General features: G+C 60.2%; 15 protein-coding genes. 8 read left to right on the top strand and 7 right to left on the bottom strand.

The window, feature by feature from the left end; all coding sequences use genetic code 11:
* Nucleotides 1–237: 237 nt before the first annotated feature.
* Nucleotides 238–2,748 carry a beta-agarase gene (locus ACA048_RS06170; protein WP_497628358.1) on the bottom strand — a complete coding sequence of 837 codons (2,511 nt, stop codon included), beginning with the start codon at nucleotides 2,746–2,748 and terminating at the stop codon, nucleotides 238–240.
* A gap of 95 nt (nucleotides 2,749–2,843) precedes the next feature.
* A complete protein-coding gene (dinG, locus tag ACA048_RS06165; RefSeq protein ID WP_007947234.1) occupies nucleotides 2,844–4,988 on the bottom strand; it encodes an ATP-dependent DNA helicase DinG in 2,145 nt (714 codons plus the stop codon).
* 99 nt (nucleotides 4,989–5,087) lie between these two features.
* Here dinG and ACA048_RS06160 point away from each other — a divergent pair, with 99 nt between their 5' ends.
* A complete protein-coding gene (locus ACA048_RS06160) occupies nucleotides 5,088–5,552 on the top strand; it encodes a CopD family protein (RefSeq protein ID WP_497628357.1) in 465 nt (154 codons plus the stop codon).
* 45 nt (nucleotides 5,553–5,597) lie between these two features.
* Here the strand turns inward: ACA048_RS06160 and ACA048_RS06155 are convergent, their stop codons facing one another.
* The 4 genes from ACA048_RS06155 to ACA048_RS06140 form a co-directional block, all read right to left on the bottom strand.
* Nucleotides 5,598–6,356 (bottom strand): collagen-like protein, encoded by a 759-nt coding sequence (locus tag ACA048_RS06155; protein WP_497628356.1) that lies wholly within the window; start codon nucleotides 6,354–6,356, stop codon nucleotides 5,598–5,600.
* Complete coding sequence (locus ACA048_RS06150; protein WP_497628355.1) at nucleotides 6,349–6,627, bottom strand: DUF1145 domain-containing protein; 279 nt, start codon at nucleotides 6,625–6,627, stop codon at nucleotides 6,349–6,351. Before ACA048_RS06150 ends, ACA048_RS06155 begins: the two co-directional genes overlap by 8 nt.
* Before the next feature lie 147 nt (nucleotides 6,628–6,774).
* Nucleotides 6,775–7,494 carry a PA1041 family peptidoglycan-binding anchor lipoprotein gene (locus tag ACA048_RS06145; RefSeq protein ID WP_497628354.1) on the bottom strand — a complete coding sequence of 240 codons (720 nt, stop codon included), beginning with the start codon at nucleotides 7,492–7,494 and terminating at the stop codon, nucleotides 6,775–6,777.
* A gap of 90 nt (nucleotides 7,495–7,584) precedes the next feature.
* Nucleotides 7,585–8,274, bottom strand: a complete 690-nt coding sequence (locus tag ACA048_RS06140; protein WP_497628353.1) for a PA1041 family peptidoglycan-binding anchor lipoprotein — start codon at nucleotides 8,272–8,274, stop codon at nucleotides 7,585–7,587.
* 188 nt (nucleotides 8,275–8,462) lie between these two features.
* Between ACA048_RS06140 and ACA048_RS06135 the strand changes: the two genes are divergently transcribed.
* From ACA048_RS06135 to ACA048_RS06120, 4 genes are read left to right on the top strand one after another with little or no spacing between them, the layout of a single operon-like run.
* Nucleotides 8,463–8,960, top strand: a complete 498-nt coding sequence (locus tag ACA048_RS06135) for a DUF6231 family protein (protein ID WP_497628352.1) — start codon at nucleotides 8,463–8,465, stop codon at nucleotides 8,958–8,960.
* A gap of 4 nt (nucleotides 8,961–8,964) precedes the next feature.
* Nucleotides 8,965–9,441, top strand: a complete 477-nt coding sequence (locus ACA048_RS06130; protein WP_497628351.1) for a YchJ family protein — start codon at nucleotides 8,965–8,967, stop codon at nucleotides 9,439–9,441.
* A 40-nt stretch (nucleotides 9,442–9,481) separates the two neighbouring features.
* On the top strand, nucleotides 9,482–9,976 hold the full coding sequence (locus ACA048_RS06125) for an LEA/WHy family protein (protein WP_497628350.1): 495 nt from the start codon (nucleotides 9,482–9,484) through the stop codon (nucleotides 9,974–9,976).
* Entirely contained in the window at nucleotides 9,973–10,182 is a 210-nt protein-coding gene (locus ACA048_RS06120) for an SEC-C metal-binding domain-containing protein (protein WP_150780435.1), read from the top strand. The genes ACA048_RS06125 and ACA048_RS06120 overlap by 4 nt, the downstream gene beginning before the upstream one ends.
* Nucleotides 10,183–10,322: 140 nt before the next feature.
* Here ACA048_RS06120 and ACA048_RS06115 read toward each other — a convergent pair whose 3' ends face one another.
* On the bottom strand, nucleotides 10,323–10,874 hold the full coding sequence (locus tag ACA048_RS06115) for a cysteine hydrolase family protein (protein WP_497629808.1): 552 nt from the start codon (nucleotides 10,872–10,874) through the stop codon (nucleotides 10,323–10,325).
* 304 nt (nucleotides 10,875–11,178) lie between these two features.
* Here ACA048_RS06115 and ACA048_RS06110 point away from each other — a divergent pair, with 304 nt between their 5' ends.
* The 3 genes from ACA048_RS06110 (at nucleotide 11,179) to ACA048_RS06100 (ending at nucleotide 16,539) form a co-directional block, all read left to right on the top strand.
* On the top strand, nucleotides 11,179–13,629 hold the full coding sequence (locus ACA048_RS06110; protein WP_497628349.1) for a penicillin acylase family protein: 2,451 nt from the start codon (nucleotides 11,179–11,181) through the stop codon (nucleotides 13,627–13,629).
* A 190-nt stretch (nucleotides 13,630–13,819) separates the two neighbouring features.
* Complete coding sequence (locus ACA048_RS06105) at nucleotides 13,820–14,854, top strand: ligase-associated DNA damage response exonuclease (protein ID WP_497628348.1); 1,035 nt, start codon at nucleotides 13,820–13,822, stop codon at nucleotides 14,852–14,854.
* Nucleotides 14,851–16,539, top strand: a complete 1,689-nt coding sequence (locus tag ACA048_RS06100; RefSeq protein WP_497628347.1) for an ATP-dependent DNA ligase — start codon at nucleotides 14,851–14,853, stop codon at nucleotides 16,537–16,539. Before ACA048_RS06105 ends, ACA048_RS06100 begins: the two co-directional genes overlap by 4 nt.
* Nucleotides 16,540–16,710: the final 171 nt, after the last annotated feature.

The following is a 16,710-nucleotide window of genomic DNA, read 5'->3' as shown; positions in this document are numbered from 1 at the left end:
CCGCATTGCTCCCGGATAATCGCTGTACAAAGTGGCCCGCATTGTTCCAGCCCTAGAGGGATTTGGGAACAGGGTTGGGCCGGGCGGTCGTTCGCCCATGGATTGGATCAGACATTCAATATGTCTTGGCGGACGCCATCGCGAGCAGGCTCACTCCTACCGGGGGATCTTGGGTGTGGCCAAGGTCCAGGGTGGGAGCGAGCCTGCTCGCGATGAACGATGACGCGGTTTCAGTCCTTAATGACCATTACCCGAATGCCCACCCGCATGTCCGGCGCCCTTCCCCGGGCCTTTGCCGGCCTCAGCCTTTCTGCCGCCTTCGGCATCGTGGCTGGTTTTGTCTGCCTCGGCCGCCGCTTTCGCGACCTCTTTGCCCAACTGGTCGACAGTCGCCAGGTTGCTCTTGCGCACAGACTCGACAAAACCCTGGAACGGCAGATCGGTGATGCCCACCAGACCAAAGTGCCCATTCTCGCCGTCCAGCAAACGTCCGGTCACGGGTTGGTCCAGGTACTGGAACCAGTGCACACCGACAATCGAAGGTTCGCTCAGCGCCTGTTTAAGGAAGTTCGCGTAGGCCGGCCCACGGTCTTCTTCCTTGGCCAGTTGTGTCACACCGCCCCAGAACGGGCCGCGATCCGCCGAGCCGAAGTTGAATTCGGTGATCAGCACCGGTTTGTCGAGGCTGCGCAACTTGGCGAAGTCGTAACCGTCCTGCGGTTGCAGGGTGTACATGTTGAAGCTCAACACGTCGCAATACTGGGCGCAGGAGTCCACGGCTTCCGGGGTGCTGATAGCGAAGCGGCCGCCCAGCAACAGCTGGTTCGGCGCATGCCACTTGAGCGAATCGGAGATGGTTTTGAAATAGGTATCAGCGAAGACCTTCTGGAAGTATTTGAAGTCGGCCTCGATTTCCGGGTGGTCGGCGCTTGGCAGCGGCGGCACGAAGCCCGGGTCTTCCATCAATTCCCACGCAGGCAAGTCGATGCCCCAGGCTTTGGACAGACCGGCCTGATTGCGATATTTGTCTCGCAGTTGCTTGAGAAACGCGCGTTTGGCCGGTACGTCGGTTGTCATTTTCAAGGTGCCGTAAGCCAAGGCGTAACGGGCTTTCGGGTCATCACCGGGACCGGCCCAGGCCAATTCGTTGTCGGCGTAGTAGCCGATCAGCCACGGATCGTCACGGTGGTCGCGGGCGGCAATGGCCACGGCACGTTCGGTGGCCATGGCGAACCGTGGGTCAAACGGGTCGGGCATGCCGCCCCACCAGTCGGTGCCGGTGCTGATGCTCGCGTAATCGCCGACAATCGACAGCGGCAAGGTGTAGGGCACGCGATCAGCATTGCCTAGCGCCGCAGCGCTCCAGTTGCCAATGGTGTTGAAACCCCAGGCTTGCAGGCGATCCAGGGTGTGGCCGGTCCAGCGTTGTTCATCCACCATCGCTTTGCAGGGTTCGGCGGGGGTGTGCTCAGCCGCTTTCGCGACAGTCGCTTCGACGGCGCCGGTCTTGGCGGCTTCGGCGACGCCGGATTCAGCGGTCGACGGGATCACAGTTGGCTCGGCGGTCTTCTCGACCGTCGCTTCGACCGCGTCAGCCTTGGCCGCTGTGGCGACGCCGGCCTTGGTGTCGCTGCCCAATGCACAGGGTTCGCCATACAAACGCTGCAAGTTGGCGCCGTAAAAGTCGTACCAGCGACCGGCGTCGTAGCTACGGCCCTGATCGGCACCATTGCCCCCACGGTTGTTACCTTCACCAAAATGATTGGCCAGCGCTTCGTCAGGTTTCGGCAGGGACTCGAACATCCACTCGCGACCGGCGACGTAGGTCTGGTTAACGTCCGGGGTCACGGTGTTGACCCCAAGCGAATAAAACGGATGCCCTTGCGGGGTCACCAGATACCAGCGACCGTCGCGCTTTTCGGTCCGGAAGAAACCGCTAGCCTTGAACGTCGGGCCTTTGGTCCAGCCACCGAAGGTGTCCAGGGATGATTTTTCGCGCTCGGCCAGCCAGGTTTTCAGTTGTTGCTGTTCCTTGGCGGCAGCGCTTTTGAGCTGCTCATCACTGCTGACCTTTTCCGGCCATTTGGCCCGGGTCGACTGGCCGTAAGCATCCACCAATCCGCCATAAACCGCCTGGATCACAGCCTCGCCGTCCTGCACGCCAAAACGTTCCAGCAAAATGTTTTGGGCAACTTTCGGTTGATCCATCGACAAGGTCACCGACACCACTTGGCCGCGATCCAGTTGCCCAGCGCTGCTGGCCAGCAAAATACGCTGCCCGTCGACCGTCATCGGCATGGGCGGCCCGGCTTTCATGCCCTGGTTCAAGGGTGAGCTTGCCACCAACGGCACCAGCAAGGTCTGCGCAGGGCCGGCCGGCAAATCGACGCGACTGAACAGTGTCTTACCGTCATTGCTCTGGATTTTTACGTAAAGGGTCACGGCCCAGTCCATCGCACTCTGAATCCGCAGGCTCATGACACCCGACTGCGACCAGTCCCAGGCGCCGGTTTGCGGGGTCAGTCGCAGACTCGGCTGGGCAACCGGATTGAAAGTAACCCGGCGCAACACTTCGCCTTCGGCTGTTTGCTCCGCGTTGGATTGCGGCAGGCTGGCATCCTGAGTCGTCACCTGGACCACGTCGGCAGGGCGTACAAAGTTGAACAGCGTTTGTTGGCCGGCGGGGGCTGCCAGCAAAGGGGCTGCGAACATCAGGGCAAATACAGCGGGCAACGAACGGCGAATCATAGGAACGTGGTTCTCCCTAACGACCTTCAAGGGTCAGTGGAAAAGCGATGGTAGAGAGATAGACAACGCGGTGGGCAAATGTGCCCACCGGTGTATCAGGAAATTTCGCGACGGAATGGCGGCAACGCATTGAGGATGGCTTTGCCGTAACGCTGGGTAACCAGACGTCGATCCAGCAAGGTGATGGTGCCGCGGTCTTCTTCGGTGCGCAGTAAGCGACCGCAAGCCTGGACCAGTTTCAGCGAGGCATCGGGCACGGAGATTTCCATGAACGGATTGCCGCCACGGGCCTCGATCCATTCCGCCAGAGCCGCTTCGACGGGATCGTCCGGCACCGAGAACGGGATCTTCGCGATCACCACGTGCTCGCAGTACGCGCCCGGCAAGTCGACCCCTTCGGCGAAACTCGCGAGGCCGAACAGCACACTGGAGTCCCCGCCATCGACGCGTGCCTTGTGCTTGTTCAATGTTTCCTGCTTCGACAGGTTGCCTTGAATGAACACTTGCTTGCGCCAGTCGCGGTCCAGGCCGTCGAACACGTCCTGCATTTGCTTGCGGGAAGAGAACAACACCAGCGTACCCCGCGAGCCCTCAACCAGTTGCGGCAGATCACGAATGATCGCGGCAGTGTGGGCCGGTGCATCACGCGGGTCGGCTTTCAGGTCCGGCACTCGCAGCACGCCGGCATCGGCGTGGTGGAAGGGACTCGGAACCACGGCGGTCACGGCCTTTTTTGGCAGACCGGCGCGCATGCGGAAACGGTCGAAGGTGCCGAGGGCGGTCAGCGTTGCCGAGGTCACCAATGCGCCGTAAGCGACGTTCCACAAATTGCGACGGAGCATTTCCGCCGCGAGGATCGGGCTGGCGTTGACCTCAATGTCGAACAGCGAACCGCTTTCGGCCAGGGTCAGCCAACGGGCCATGGGCGGGTTGTCTTCCGGGTCTTCCGCAGTGAACGCGCCCCACAATTCCCAATTGCCCGAAGAACGGGACAACAGGCTGCCGAACAGGGGATACCACTCTTCGGCCTGATTGCTGGCGATGCCGATGTTGACCTCGCCGTCCATGCCTTCCTTGAGCAACTCGGTGAGCCGGGTGAACAGGTCGGTCAGACGGGCAAAACCCTTCTTCAACTCGATGCCCATCTCGCGCATGTGCTCGGGAATCACCCCGCCAACGAATCGGTGACGCGGCCGCTCGCGACCTTCGACGTCTTCGCCGGGTTTGAAATCGGCAGCCTGTTCACAGGCGGTGAACATGAATTGCTGCTGGGTCTTGATCTCGCGGGCCAGCTCCGGCACTTGCTCGATCAGCTTGCCCAAGTCGCCGGGCAGCGGGTGCTGGGCGAGCAATTTGGTGAGGTTTTTCGCGGTGGTTTCCAGCCAGTCGGCGGTGGAGCGCAGGCGCGTGTAATGGGCGAAGTGGCCGATGGCCTTGTCCGGCAGGTGGTGACCTTCGTCGAATACGTAAATGGTGTCGCGCGGGTCCGGTAACACGGCGCCGCCGCCCAAGGCCAGATCGGCCAGCACCATGTCGTGGTTGGTGACAATGACGTCGACCTTGCCCATGCCTTCGCGGGCCTTATAGAAGGCACACTGGCCGAAGTTCGGGCAATGACGGTTGGTGCATTGGCTGTGATCGGTGGTCAGACGCGCCCAGTCGGCGTCTTCCAGTGCCGTGGACCAACTGTCGCGGTCGCCGTCCCATTTATTGCCGGCGAGTTTTTCGATCATGCTGGTGAACAGCTTCTGACTGGCCTCGTCGACCTCGATCTTGAAGCCTTCTTCTTCGAACAACTGCGCGGTAGCGGTTTGTGCGTGGCCTTCCTGCAGCAGCATGTCGAGCTTGGACAGGCACATGTAGCGCCCACGTCCCTTGGCCAACGCGAAGCTGAAATTCAGCCCGCTGTTGCGCATCAGGTCAGGCAAATCCTTGTAGACGATCTGCTCTTGCAGGGCCACGGTGGCCGTGGCAATCACCAGGCGTTTGCCCGCAGCCTTGGCGGTCGGGATCGCCGCCAGGCTGTAGGCCACGGTTTTGCCGGTACCGGTGCCGGCTTCCACCGCAACAATCGCGGGGTCGCCACTGCGCCGGCCTTCGTCGTCGGTGTCGATGTCACCGAGGACTTTGGCGATTTCGGCGATCATCAGGCGTTGGCCGTAGCGCGGCTTGAGGCTCTTGGCTTCGAGAAAACGCGAGTAGGCGCCCTGGATCGTGGTTTTGAGTTCGGTGCTGATCATGGATTGTCGGGCGCAAAAAACGCTGGATAAATTTTCAGTGGTTCGGTTCGGCCGCTATCATACCCCGCTAATTAATCCCGCGCAGAACGGAGTACCCCAATGACACCTTTTGGCATCGTTTATACCCTGCATGTCCTGTCCGCCCTGGTGTGGGTGGGCGGCATGTTTTTCGCCTGGATGGTCTTGCGCCCCGCTGCAATGACGGCGCTGGAGGGCCCCGCACGGTTGAAGCTGTGGGTGGAAGTGTTTCAAGGGTTTTTCCGCTGGGTCTGGGTTGCGGTGGTGCTGTTGCCGATCAGCGGTGTCGGCATGATTCATCTGCAACACATCGGGTTCGAGACCGCGCCGCGCTATGTGCAGGTGATGATGGGGTTATACGTGGTGATGACGGCGCTGTTTATCCGGATTCAGGCGCTGATGTTGCCGGAGTTACGCACGGCGGTGACCGCGCAGGATTGGCCGGCAGGGGCGGCGGTGCTAGGGAGAATTCGGCGGTTGGTGGGAATTAATCTGCTGGTGGGTTTGTTGCTGGTGGCGGTTGCTGCGGCGCGACCGATGTTCTGAACCCTTGATCGTTCCCACGCTCTGCGTGGGAACGATCAAAACTGCTTACAACCGCTGAACCGTCACCGAACCCGCCGCACCGGCAGGGCCTGGCTGGCCATCAGCACCCGGTCGGCCACTCTGGCCACCCTCGGTGGTGTACACGAGACAGCCCTTGGCCTTGCCGCCGGCCCCTGGTTTGCCGCCAGGACCTGCAAGTCCACCGGCACCTCCCGCCACCTGCACCTTGATTTTATCCGTCGGGTATTCGCGCGGCACTTCCAGCCTTACCTGCGCACCGGAAGCACCCGGCTGACCATCACTGCCATCGTTGCCATCGGCACCGCGACCGGCCTGCCCCCAGGTGCAACCCGGTGCCTGGCCATTGCCGCCATCTAGACCGAAAAACCCCGGTGCGCCCGCGCCGCCGCGAGCATCTACCGACAATTGCGGTGCGTTCAGTGCCTTGATCTGCAAGTTCAGGTTACGCCCCGACCGTGCAGCTTTCTGGAAGCTGCCTGGCGCGCCCCTCGCGGTGATCTGGCTGCCCTCAGACAACTCGGCGCGCAGGACTTTCAATTCCAGCGCCTGCTCACTCGGCACGATGGCAATTCGCGCCTCATGCCCCAGATGCAATTCGCCCACCGTCACTTGGGTCACATTCGAAGGAATCAACAAGGTGCCGTAATCGGCGACTACCAGCCGTTCCAGTTGCAAGGTGCTGGCCGTGTTGGGCAGGCGCATCAACGAGTTGGTTTCGACGCTGACAACCTGAGCGCAGGCCAGTGGACTGATAAAGGCGGCGAGCAGACAGAGATTACGCATGGGAAGCCTTAGATACGGAGGGAGCCGGAATGGTTTGCAGGTGAAACACGCCGAAAATGGCAATCTGAAGGCGATCACGCCAAGGATGGGCGCGGCCTTTGAGGCTGCGGTTGCAGAACACCAGCTCCAGAAGATGGAACAGTGCCAGCACGCCTCCGGCCAGATCGACCAACGAGTGCAGCGGATAGATAAACGGCGCGAGCAGATTGACCAGCACCACCAACCAGAACAGCAGGGTCAATAACTTCCCCAGCCCCCAAAACACCTTCATACGCTCCCCCACTGATCATTATTCTTTGCGAGCACAGTAGCGGCTTCCACGAGGAATACGCCAGAGGGCAACAGAAAAATCTTCATGAAGACCGCCGAATGGCCGTCGGTCCCGCCGTGCGGGTGGTCGACGGCTCTATTTCGTGATTCAGGTCAAATTGATGTGCAAATCCACGCGACGGTTTTTCGCGCGCCCTTCATCGGTATTGTTATCAGCCACAGGCTCACTTTCGCCTTTGCCTTCACTGGTGACTTTGTTCGGCGCCACGCCCTGACTCAGCAAGTAGTCCGACACGCTGTTGGCGCGACGTTCCGAAAGCGCCTGATTGTAGGCATCGGAGCCGACGTTGTCGGTATGGCCGACCACCTTGATACTCAACACATCGGCGCCTTGCAACCTGGACATCAAGGCATCCAGCTGACTCTTCGCTGCGGGGGTCAGGTCAGATTGGTTGAAAGCAAACAGTACATCGCCCGCATCGCTGAGGGTGATGACTTCCGATTGGACAACAGGTTCTTTCACGCCGCCCGGGTATTGCGGCCGCGGACAACCGTGATGTTCGACGGGCGTATTGGCAGGGGTATCGGGGCAACGATCACGTCGATCGAAGACACCATCGCCATCTTGATCGCCATCCTGGGCGTAACAGATCAAGCCGCCGGTCAAGATTCCGAGCGCTGCGCCTCCGGCCGCCCATGCACCACTTTCGATGGCGCCCAATCCTCCGCCCACCAGACCGCCAATAACGCTGCAGATCGGCCAGTTTTCTTGATTGAGAGGGGCAGTGCCATCACTGTGAGTTGCGCAACCGGTCAACAGGCTGCCAAGCAGCAGAACCGGCAAGACGGTCCTTGTGAGAACGCTCATATTGAAAGCTCCTGTGTTACCGGCTTATACCGGTTACACAGGAGTAAAGACCCGCATCCGCGACTACACAAGCCGCGGAGCGGAGGGGGCTTAGCGGTTGATTTTGATTTCCGTGCGACGGTTCTGCGCGCGGCCGTCAGCGGTGCTGTTATCGGCGACCGGATTGCTTTCACCAGCACCGGCCACAGACACGAAGCTGCTGCGTGGCACGCCTTCCTCGATGAGGTATTCAACTACCGAGTGAGCGCGTCTATCCGACAGTTTCTGGTTGTAGGCGTCGCTGCCCACGCTGTCGGTATAACCGGTAACGGTCAATTGAGCAGTAGATGCTTCCGCTTTCAAGCGAGTGGCAATCTTGTCGAGTACCTCCTTGTCGGATTCGGTGAGCGTGGCTTTGTCAAACTGGAAGTGAACATCGCGGATGACGATCGTTTCTTCCTTGACCACAACGGCCTCCTCGACCACTGGCGCAGGTGGAGGGCAACCGTTGGCATCGACTTTCACGCCGTGAGGTGTGCCTGGGCACTTGTCGCGGCTGTCCGGTACACCATCGCCATCTTCGTCGCCATCACCGTGAACCCAGCAATAGGCCGCTGCCGTGCCGCCGACGAGCAGCGCACCATAGCCTGCCCATGCGGAGCTCTCGGTCGCGCCGAGACCCGCACCCACGACACCACCGACAGCCGCACAGGTCGGCCAGTCGGTTTTCTGCAAACCTGCGCAACCAGTCAACACACTGGTTAGCAGAACCAAGGGTAATGCTGTCCGAACTATGCTCATCTAGTTTTCTCCTGAGGGATCGGCTTAGAACCGATTCTGGTAGTAAAGACCCGAGTATTAATCTGCGCCAGCAACAGGCCATGGCTGTTGTAAACGTGTTCACCACGGATTGACGTATTTGCTGTAAACCTGCGCTAGGCCCGCACGTTCAGGCAGGCTAGTCTTGGCGCTCTGATTGAGGATCTTTGATGATTGCAGGTATTTCTTCGCGCACGCCGCAGCAGGCGTTGGCTGCTTTGCTGGACCGTTACGCCCCCGCGCAGCTCTTGCTGATCGGCGCGAGTGAGTTCCCCGCACTGGAGGCATTCAAGCTTGCCCACCCGGATACGTGTGTGGCCCATGCGGCACCAGGGCCATTGCCGGCAGAACTGGCGGCGCGCCGGTTTGACCTGGCGCTGGCGGTCGATTGCCTCGAACATCTGCCCAAGCGCGATGGCCTGAACCTGCTCGGCGGGATCCGCAACCTCAACGCCAGCCGCATTGCCGTGCTGGCGGACTTGTCGGCCAGTGGCTGGCAGGAGACGGATTTTTTCTCCCTGGCCCTGCAAGCGAGCGAGCGCTTCCAGCGTGACGAGCAAGTGTTGACCCTGTTCACCTATGATCTGCTTGAATACAAGCAAGTACCCGACTGGCTCAACTCACGCTTTTGGGCCAATCCGGAAAACTTCGGGAAATATTGGTGGTAATGCAATGAGTACATCCATTTGCCCTTGTGGCAGCGGCACCCTGCTCGATGCCTGTTGCGGTCATTACCATGCCGGGCATCCGGCGCCGTGCGCCGAAGCCTTGATGCGTTCGCGCTACAGCGCCTACGTGTTGGGACTGATCGACTATCTGGTGGCGACCACCCTGCCTGCGCAACAAACCGGCCTCAATCGTCAGTCCATCAGCGACTGGAGTGCGCAAAGCACCTGGCTGGGTCTGGAAGTCGAAAGCTCCGAAGTCTTTGGCGGCCAGCCGGAACACGCCTTCGTGACCTTTACCGCGCGCTGGCACGATGGCAGCGGCGAACACAGCCACCGCGAGCGCTCGTCATTCGTGCAGAACGCCGGCCACTGGTACTTCATCGACCCCACCGTGCAACTCAAGGCCGGGCGCAATGACGCTTGCCCATGCGCCAGCGGGCAAAAATTCAAGAAGTGTTGTGCAGGTTATTTCAGCAATTGAGGTGACGCCCCTGTAGCAGGTTGAAGGGAGATACACGACCATGATCACCCGGCGACACGCACTTTATCTGCTCAGCCTGTTTCTGTTTTTGGGGCTCACCGGCTGTGCGTCCTGGTTCGATGACGATGAGCCGGACCCCGAGGTGCATCTGGTCAAGGTTGAAGTCGTGCGGGCAAAACTGCTGGAACAGAAATTTCTCCTGCACTTTCGCATCGACAACCCCAACGACAGCGACTTGACCGTGCGCAGCCTCGAATACCGGATTCACTTGGGTGACATCCTGCTGACTGAAGGCGAGTACGACAACTGGTTCACGATCGGCCCCAAACACAGCGCCTACTTAAAAGTGCCTATTCGTACCAACCTGTGGCCCAAGGTACGAGACCTGGTGAAAATGCTGAAAAAACCCGACCAACCCATTCCCTATCGTCTGGAAGGTGAACTGAAAACCGGTTTTTTCATCCCTCATGACGTGCACCTGGCGCGCAATGGCGTGATAATCCCCGCCGATTTAATTCCGGAGCACACCCAATGACCCAGCAACCCCACGTCCATGGCCCTGACTGCAACCACGATCATGACCATCACGACCACCATGATCACGACCATGGCCATGTTCACGGCCCGAACTGTGGCCACGCTCCCCAGGAACCGGTGCGCAACGCCCTGAAAGACGTCGGCCGCAACGACCCATGCCCATGCGGCAACGGCAAGAAATTCAAGAAGTGCCACGGCGCTTGATGCTTCGGGCGAAGATATTTTCCGCCTGTTGAATCGCTATCGCGAGCAGGCTCGCTCCCACATTTAAACGAGTTCTTCCAGGAAGAATGCAATCGAATGCAGGAGCGAGCTTGCTCGCGAAGAGGCCCATGAAGTCACCTTCAAGCCAGAATCTGCGCAGTGCTGACAACCGTCGCATATTCCCCGTGCAAATTCCCCAGCGACATAGCATGCACGTCTTCGGCTGATCGGGCATTACCAAAATAATCCGCCTTGTCGAAGGTAAAGCACGCATCCTCCGCCACCCATGTTTCAAACCCCAGGTTTCCGGCCGTTCGCGCCGTGGACTCCACCGAGTTGTTCGTTGCCACGCCAACAATCACCAATTGATCAATTCCTGCCTCGCGCAAACGCGCTTCCAGCCCCGTCCCACAAAAAGCATCCGGCACCTGTTTCTGAATCAGCTGCTCGCCAGTCAATGGCTCAAACCGTTGCTGAAATTCCACGCCGGATTGCTGCGGCCAGAACACTGAATCCGGTGAGCGCGACAGGTGCTGCACATGAATCACCGGTCGCCCGGTTCGACGCCAAAACACCAACAACTCAAGGATTCGTTCCTCGGCCTGTGGATTATTTCGGCGACCGAGTCGGGGATGCAGAATGCCTTTTTGTTGATCAATGATGATCAGCGCTGCGTGGGTCTTGAGCTCCATGCTGGTTTCTCTCATGCAGGGTCGTTGAGTTTCACGCACTTCAGCATCACCTCCTCTAACAGGCAAGTCATCGAACGCTGGAGGACTTCCCGAATCTATTGCGTGGGCTCAATCACTCCAGAATCCTGAGAACGACGGCGCCCCCTCGCCACAATGACCTCAATGACCTCAATGACCTCAATGGCCGTGACTTTGGGGTTTTTCAGACAAATCTTGAAATAACCCCGCCCGCCGCTTGCGCGCCCTCCTCCTGCTCACTAACGTAGCGCCTTTATTGCGCCTTTACCCCCGCAGGAGCTTTGCCATGGCCTCGCCAGCCCTTACACATTTTCTTCCCCGGTTCGGCGTTGCCGCAGCAGTGGCCAGTGTTTTGAGTCTGACCGGTTGTCAGACCATGAACGCTCAGGACACCCTCCCGCCCACCTCCGGCGTGCAGCCACTCAAGGGCTTGGCGCAGAACGTTTCGGTACGTCGCAATGCCATGGGCATGCCGCTGATCGAAAGCAACAGCTTCCACGACGCGTTGTTCGCCTTGGGTTACGTCCACGCCAGCGACCGCATTACGCAAATGGTGACGTTGCGCCTGTTGGCCGAAGGACGTCTGGCGGAAATGTCCGGCGCTGACATGCTGGATGCCGACCGCTATATGCGCGCGGTCAACCTGAAAAAAAATGCCGGCGAGCTGTATAAAGCTTCTTCGCCGCGCCTCAAACGCTTCTTCGAAGTCTATGCTCGCGGCGTCAACGCCTACCTGTTCCGCTACCGCGACAAGCTGCCGGCGGACCTCGCGGCCACCGGTTACAAGCCGCAATACTGGAAACCGGAAGATTCGGCGCTGATTTTCTGCCTGCTGAACTTCAGCCAATCAGCCAACCTGCCGGAAGAAATTTCCTCGTTGATGCTGGCTCAGACCGTCACCACCGACAAACTTGCCTGGCTGACGCCGTCCGCGCCCGATGAAAAGCTGCCGCTGGCTGAAGCCGAAAAACTGCAAGGCATCAAGCTCAACGGGGCCATCCCCGGGTTGGCCGAGATCAACAAAGCCACGGGCCAACTGTCCGACCTGAATCTGTTGGGCGCCAGCTCGTCGAACAACTGGGCGATCGGCCCGCAACGCAGCCGCAGTGGCAAAAGCCTGCTGGCCAGCGACAGTGACGGCTCGCTCGGTGTGCCGTCATTGTTCAGTTACGTGCAGATCCGCGCGCCGAAATATCAGGCCTCGGGCGTGACCATTGCCGGTTTGCCGATGGTGCTCGCAGGTTTCAACGGCAAAGTGGCCTGGAGCATGACCGCGGTCATGGGCGACAACCAGGACCTGTTCCTGGAAAAGATCAAACGCCAGGGCAACGGCCTCACGTACGAAGTGGCCGGCAAATGGCAGCCCGCAGTCGTGCGCAACGAAACCTACTTCGTCAAAGGCCAGCGGCCAGTTCGCGAAGTGGTGTACGAAACCCGTCACGGTCCGCTGCTCAACAGTGCCCAAGGCACGACACTGGCGAACGGTTTCGGCCTGGCCCTGCAAATGCCGAACTTCACCGACGATAAAACCCTGGACGCGTTTTTCGACCTGTCCCGGGCCCAGACCGTCGAGAAAGCGTCGGACGCCAGCCGCGAAATCCGCGCCATCGCACTGAACCTGGTCTTCGCCGATGCCAGCAACATCGCCTGGCAAGTCACCGGCCGCTACCCGAACCGCCGCGAAGGCGAAGGCCTGCTGCCGTCGCCGGGCTGGGAAGGTCGATACGATTGGGACGGTTACGCCGATCCGATGCTGCACCCCTACGATCAGGACCCGGCCCAAGGCTGGCTCGGCACCGCCAACCAGCGTGTCATTCCCCATGGCTACGGCATGCAATTGTCCAATTCCTGGGCGGCACCGGAGCGTGGCGAACGCCTGGCCGAACTGGCGGGCGCGGGTAAACACGACACACGCAGCGTGATCGCGATGCAGTATGACCAGACCACCACTTTCGCCGCCAAACTGAAGAAAATGTTTGAAGCACCGGGCATGGCCCAGCCACTCAAGCAGGCGATTGAAGCGTTGCCAGTTGCCGATCGAGCCAAGGCTCACGAGGCGTATACGCGCCTGATGGCGTTCGACGGCAAGCTCGCCGCGACTTCCGCCGATGCAGCGATGTATGAATTGTTTCTGCAGGAAAGCATGAAACAAATCTTCCTCGACGAACTCGGCCCGCAAAGCAGCCCGGCGTGGAAAGCCTTCGTGGCCAACGGCAAGTTGTCCTACGCCGCTCAAGCCGATCATCTGCTGGGGCGCGAAGACAGCCCGTTCTGGGATGACGCGCGCACGCCGCAGAAAGAAGACAAGCCGGCGATCCTCGCTCGCAGTCTGGCAGCGGCGATCAGCGCAGGCGACAGTCAGTTGGGCGGCGATCACAAAGCCTGGCAGTGGGGCAATCTGCACCGCTACGAATGGAAAAACGCCAACGGCCAGACCGTTCGCGGGCCAGTCGCGGCGGGCGGTGACCACACCACGCTGAACACGGCGGCCTTCGCTTGGGGTCAGGACTTCAACACCACACTGGCGCCGGCCATGCGCTTTATCGTCGACTTTGGCCAGGCCGAGCCGCTGATGGGCCAGAACAGCACCGGTCAGTCGGGCAACCCTGCCAGCCCGAACTACCTCAACAGCATCGAGCCTTGGCTCAAAGGGCAATACATGAGCCTGCCGATGCAGCCGCAGAACCTGGACAAGGTGTACGGCAAGACGCAATTGACCCTGACACCCGGCAAGTAACCCCGCCCTACTGTGGGAGCGAGCCTGCTCGCGATAGCGGTGTGACAGTCACCAAACATGGTGCTGACACGACCTCATCGCGAGCAGGCTCGCTCCCACATGCGAATGTGATTGTTCTATGAACTTTCGATAGAACTTCTGGCTTCACGCCAACCTCATAGCTAACAAGTCCCTCCATCTTGGCAACGACATGGATCTTGTTATCGCGCGTCCTGAAGGTCTGTATTGCCCGGCCGGGGATTTCTACATCGACCCGTGGCGGCCTGTCGAACGCTCGGTCATCACCCACGCTCACAGCGACCATGCCCGCGGCGGCAATCAACACTACCTGGCGGCATCAGCCGGCGAAGGCATCCTGCGTGCTCGCCTCGGTGCAGACATCAACCTGCAAACCCTGCCGTACGCTCAGACCCTCAACCATCATGGCGTCACCCTGAGTTTTCACCCCGCCGGCCATGTGCTCGGTTCGGCTCAGGTGCGACTGGAATTGGGTGGCGAGGTCTGGGTCGCCTCGGGGGATTACAAGACCGAAGCCGACGGCACCTGTGCGCCCTTCGAGCCGGTGCGTTGCCACACCTTCATCACCGAATCGACCTTCGGCCTGCCGATTTATCGCTGGCAACCTCAAGCGCAAGTATTTGCCGAGATCAATCAGTGGTGGCTGGCCAACGCCGCCGCTGACATGGCCAGCGTGCTGTTCTGCTACTCGTTCGGCAAAGCGCAGCGAATTCTCCACGGCATCGACGCCAGCCTCGGCCCCATTCTGGTGCATGGCGCCGTAGAACCGCTCAATCAGGTGTACCGCCAGAGCGGCGTTTACCTGCCGCCAACGATCTATGCCGGTGAGGTTCAAAAGAGTGACCCGATGATGCGCAAAGCGCTGGTCATCGCGCCGCCGTCAGCGGGCGGCAGTACCTGGATGCGTCGTTTCGGCGAGTACAGCGACGGCTTCGCCAGCGGCTGGATGCGCGTGCGCGGCACCCGCCGTCGACGCGGTGTCGACCGCGGATTTGTGCTGTCCGACCATGCCGATTGGCCGGGTCTGCTCTGGGCCATTGAACAAACCGGCGCTGAGCGGGTAATGGTGACCCACGGTTCGGTCGCCGTCATGGTGCGCCATCTGCGTGAACAGGGGCTGGATGCACAGAGTTTCAACACCGAGTACGGCGACGAAGAGGAAGAAAACGCCAAGGCCGAACCCGAGCAAGACAAGGTGTTGCCATGAAGGCCTTCGCCGAGTTGTATGCCGAACTCGACGCCACCACGTCGAGCAACGCCAAACTGGCCGCCATGCAAGATTACTTTGCGCAGGCCGCACCGCAAGACGCCGCGTGGGCGGTTTATTTTTTGTCCGGTGGACGGCCCCGGCAATTAGTGCCCGTGCGCATGCTACGAGAGCTGGCCGTTGAGTTTTCGGGCCTTCAACCCTGGCTGTTCGAAGAGAGTTATCAGGCAGTGGGCGATCTCGCAGAAACCATCTCGCTGGTGCTGCCCGAATCACCGCATCGTTCCACCGACGGATTGGCGCAATGGATTGAAGACAAGCTGCTGCCCTTGCGAGGCGAGTCCCCCGAAGTGCTCGCCGAACAATTGCCCACACTCTGGTCGCAGCTGGACCGCACCAGTCTGATGCTCTGCATAAAACTGATCACCGGCAGTTTTCGAGTGGGCGTCTCCAAGCTGCTGGTGACCCGTGCCCTGGCGGCCATGGCCGGGCTCGACAGCAAGCGCGTGGCCCAGCGAATGGTCGGTTACACCGACCTGTCCCATCGCCCGAGCGCTGCCAGTTACCTGAAATTGATCGCGGCTGAATCCGGTGATGAACACGCCCAGCGTGGAGGGCAGCCTTATCCGTTTTTCCTGGCTCATGCGATGTCGCAGCCGGTCGAGCAATTCGAAGCGCTGCTCGGCCCCGCGAGCCAATGGCTGGTGGAATGGAAATGGGATGGTATCCGTGCCCAGGTGGTCAAGCGCGACGGGCGTCTGTGGATCTGGTCGCGGGGTGAAGAGTTGGTGACCGAGCGCTTCCCCGAGCTCGAGCATCTGGTGCATGGTTTGCCCGACGGCACCGTGATCGACGGCGAAATCGTTGCCTGGAAAACGACCCGACCCGACACCGAGGATGCATTTGACCCAACCGTACCGGCCACGCCAACCGTGCAATCGTTTGCCCTGTTGCAACAGCGCATCGGACGCAAAATCCTCAGCAAAAAAATCCTCGACGATGTACCCGTGGTGGTCCTCGCTTACGACCTGCTGGAATGGCAAGGCGCCGACTGGCGCAATCAACCGCAGGCCACACGTCGCACTCAGCTGGAAACGGTCGTCACCACCTGTAACAGCCCGGCATTACTCGTCTCACCGGTACTGACCGGCGAAAACTGGTTCGACCTCGCCCGCCAACGGGAAGCCTCCCGCCGTCTCGGCGTCGAAGGCATGATGCTCAAGGCGCGAGATGCGCTGTACGGCGTCGGCCGAACCAAGGACATGGGCGTGTGGTGGAAATGGAAAGTCGACCCGTTCAGTGTCGACGCGGTGCTGATCTATGCGCAACGCGGACATGGACGCCGGGCCAGTCTCTACAGCGACTACACCTTCGCGGTGTGGGACGCGCCGCCCGATGCCAGCGAACGCAACCTGGTGCCCTTCGCCAAGGCCTATTCCGGGCTGACGGATGAAGAGATCCGTCAGGTCGACAACATTGTGCGCAAAACCACCGTGGAGAAATTCGGCCCGGTCAGCAGCGTGAAACCGAGCCTGGTCTTTGAGTTGGGGTTTGAAGGCATCGCCCTGTCAAAACGCCACAAGAGCGGGATCGCCGTGCGTTTTCCGAGAATGCTGCGCTGGCGTCAGGACAAGACGGTTGAAGAGGCTGACGACCTCGGCACATTGCAAAATCTGCTCAGCTAACCCGATTCCCTGTAGGAGCCGAGCTTGCTCGCGATGGGGCCCTGTGAGCCGCCCTTTGGTACTGACCCGGCGCCATCGCGAGCAAGCTCGGCTCCTACAGTGCTTGTGTCAACCTGAACCACATTGGTGCGCCCAACTCAACGCGCCCGTTTTCGTGCACAATCCCTGCGC

It is taken from the genome of Pseudomonas sp. LBUM1659, assembly GCF_059716045.1.
The sequence above is the reverse complement of the archived record's forward strand: the minus strand, read 5'-3'. Positions and strand labels throughout refer to the sequence as shown.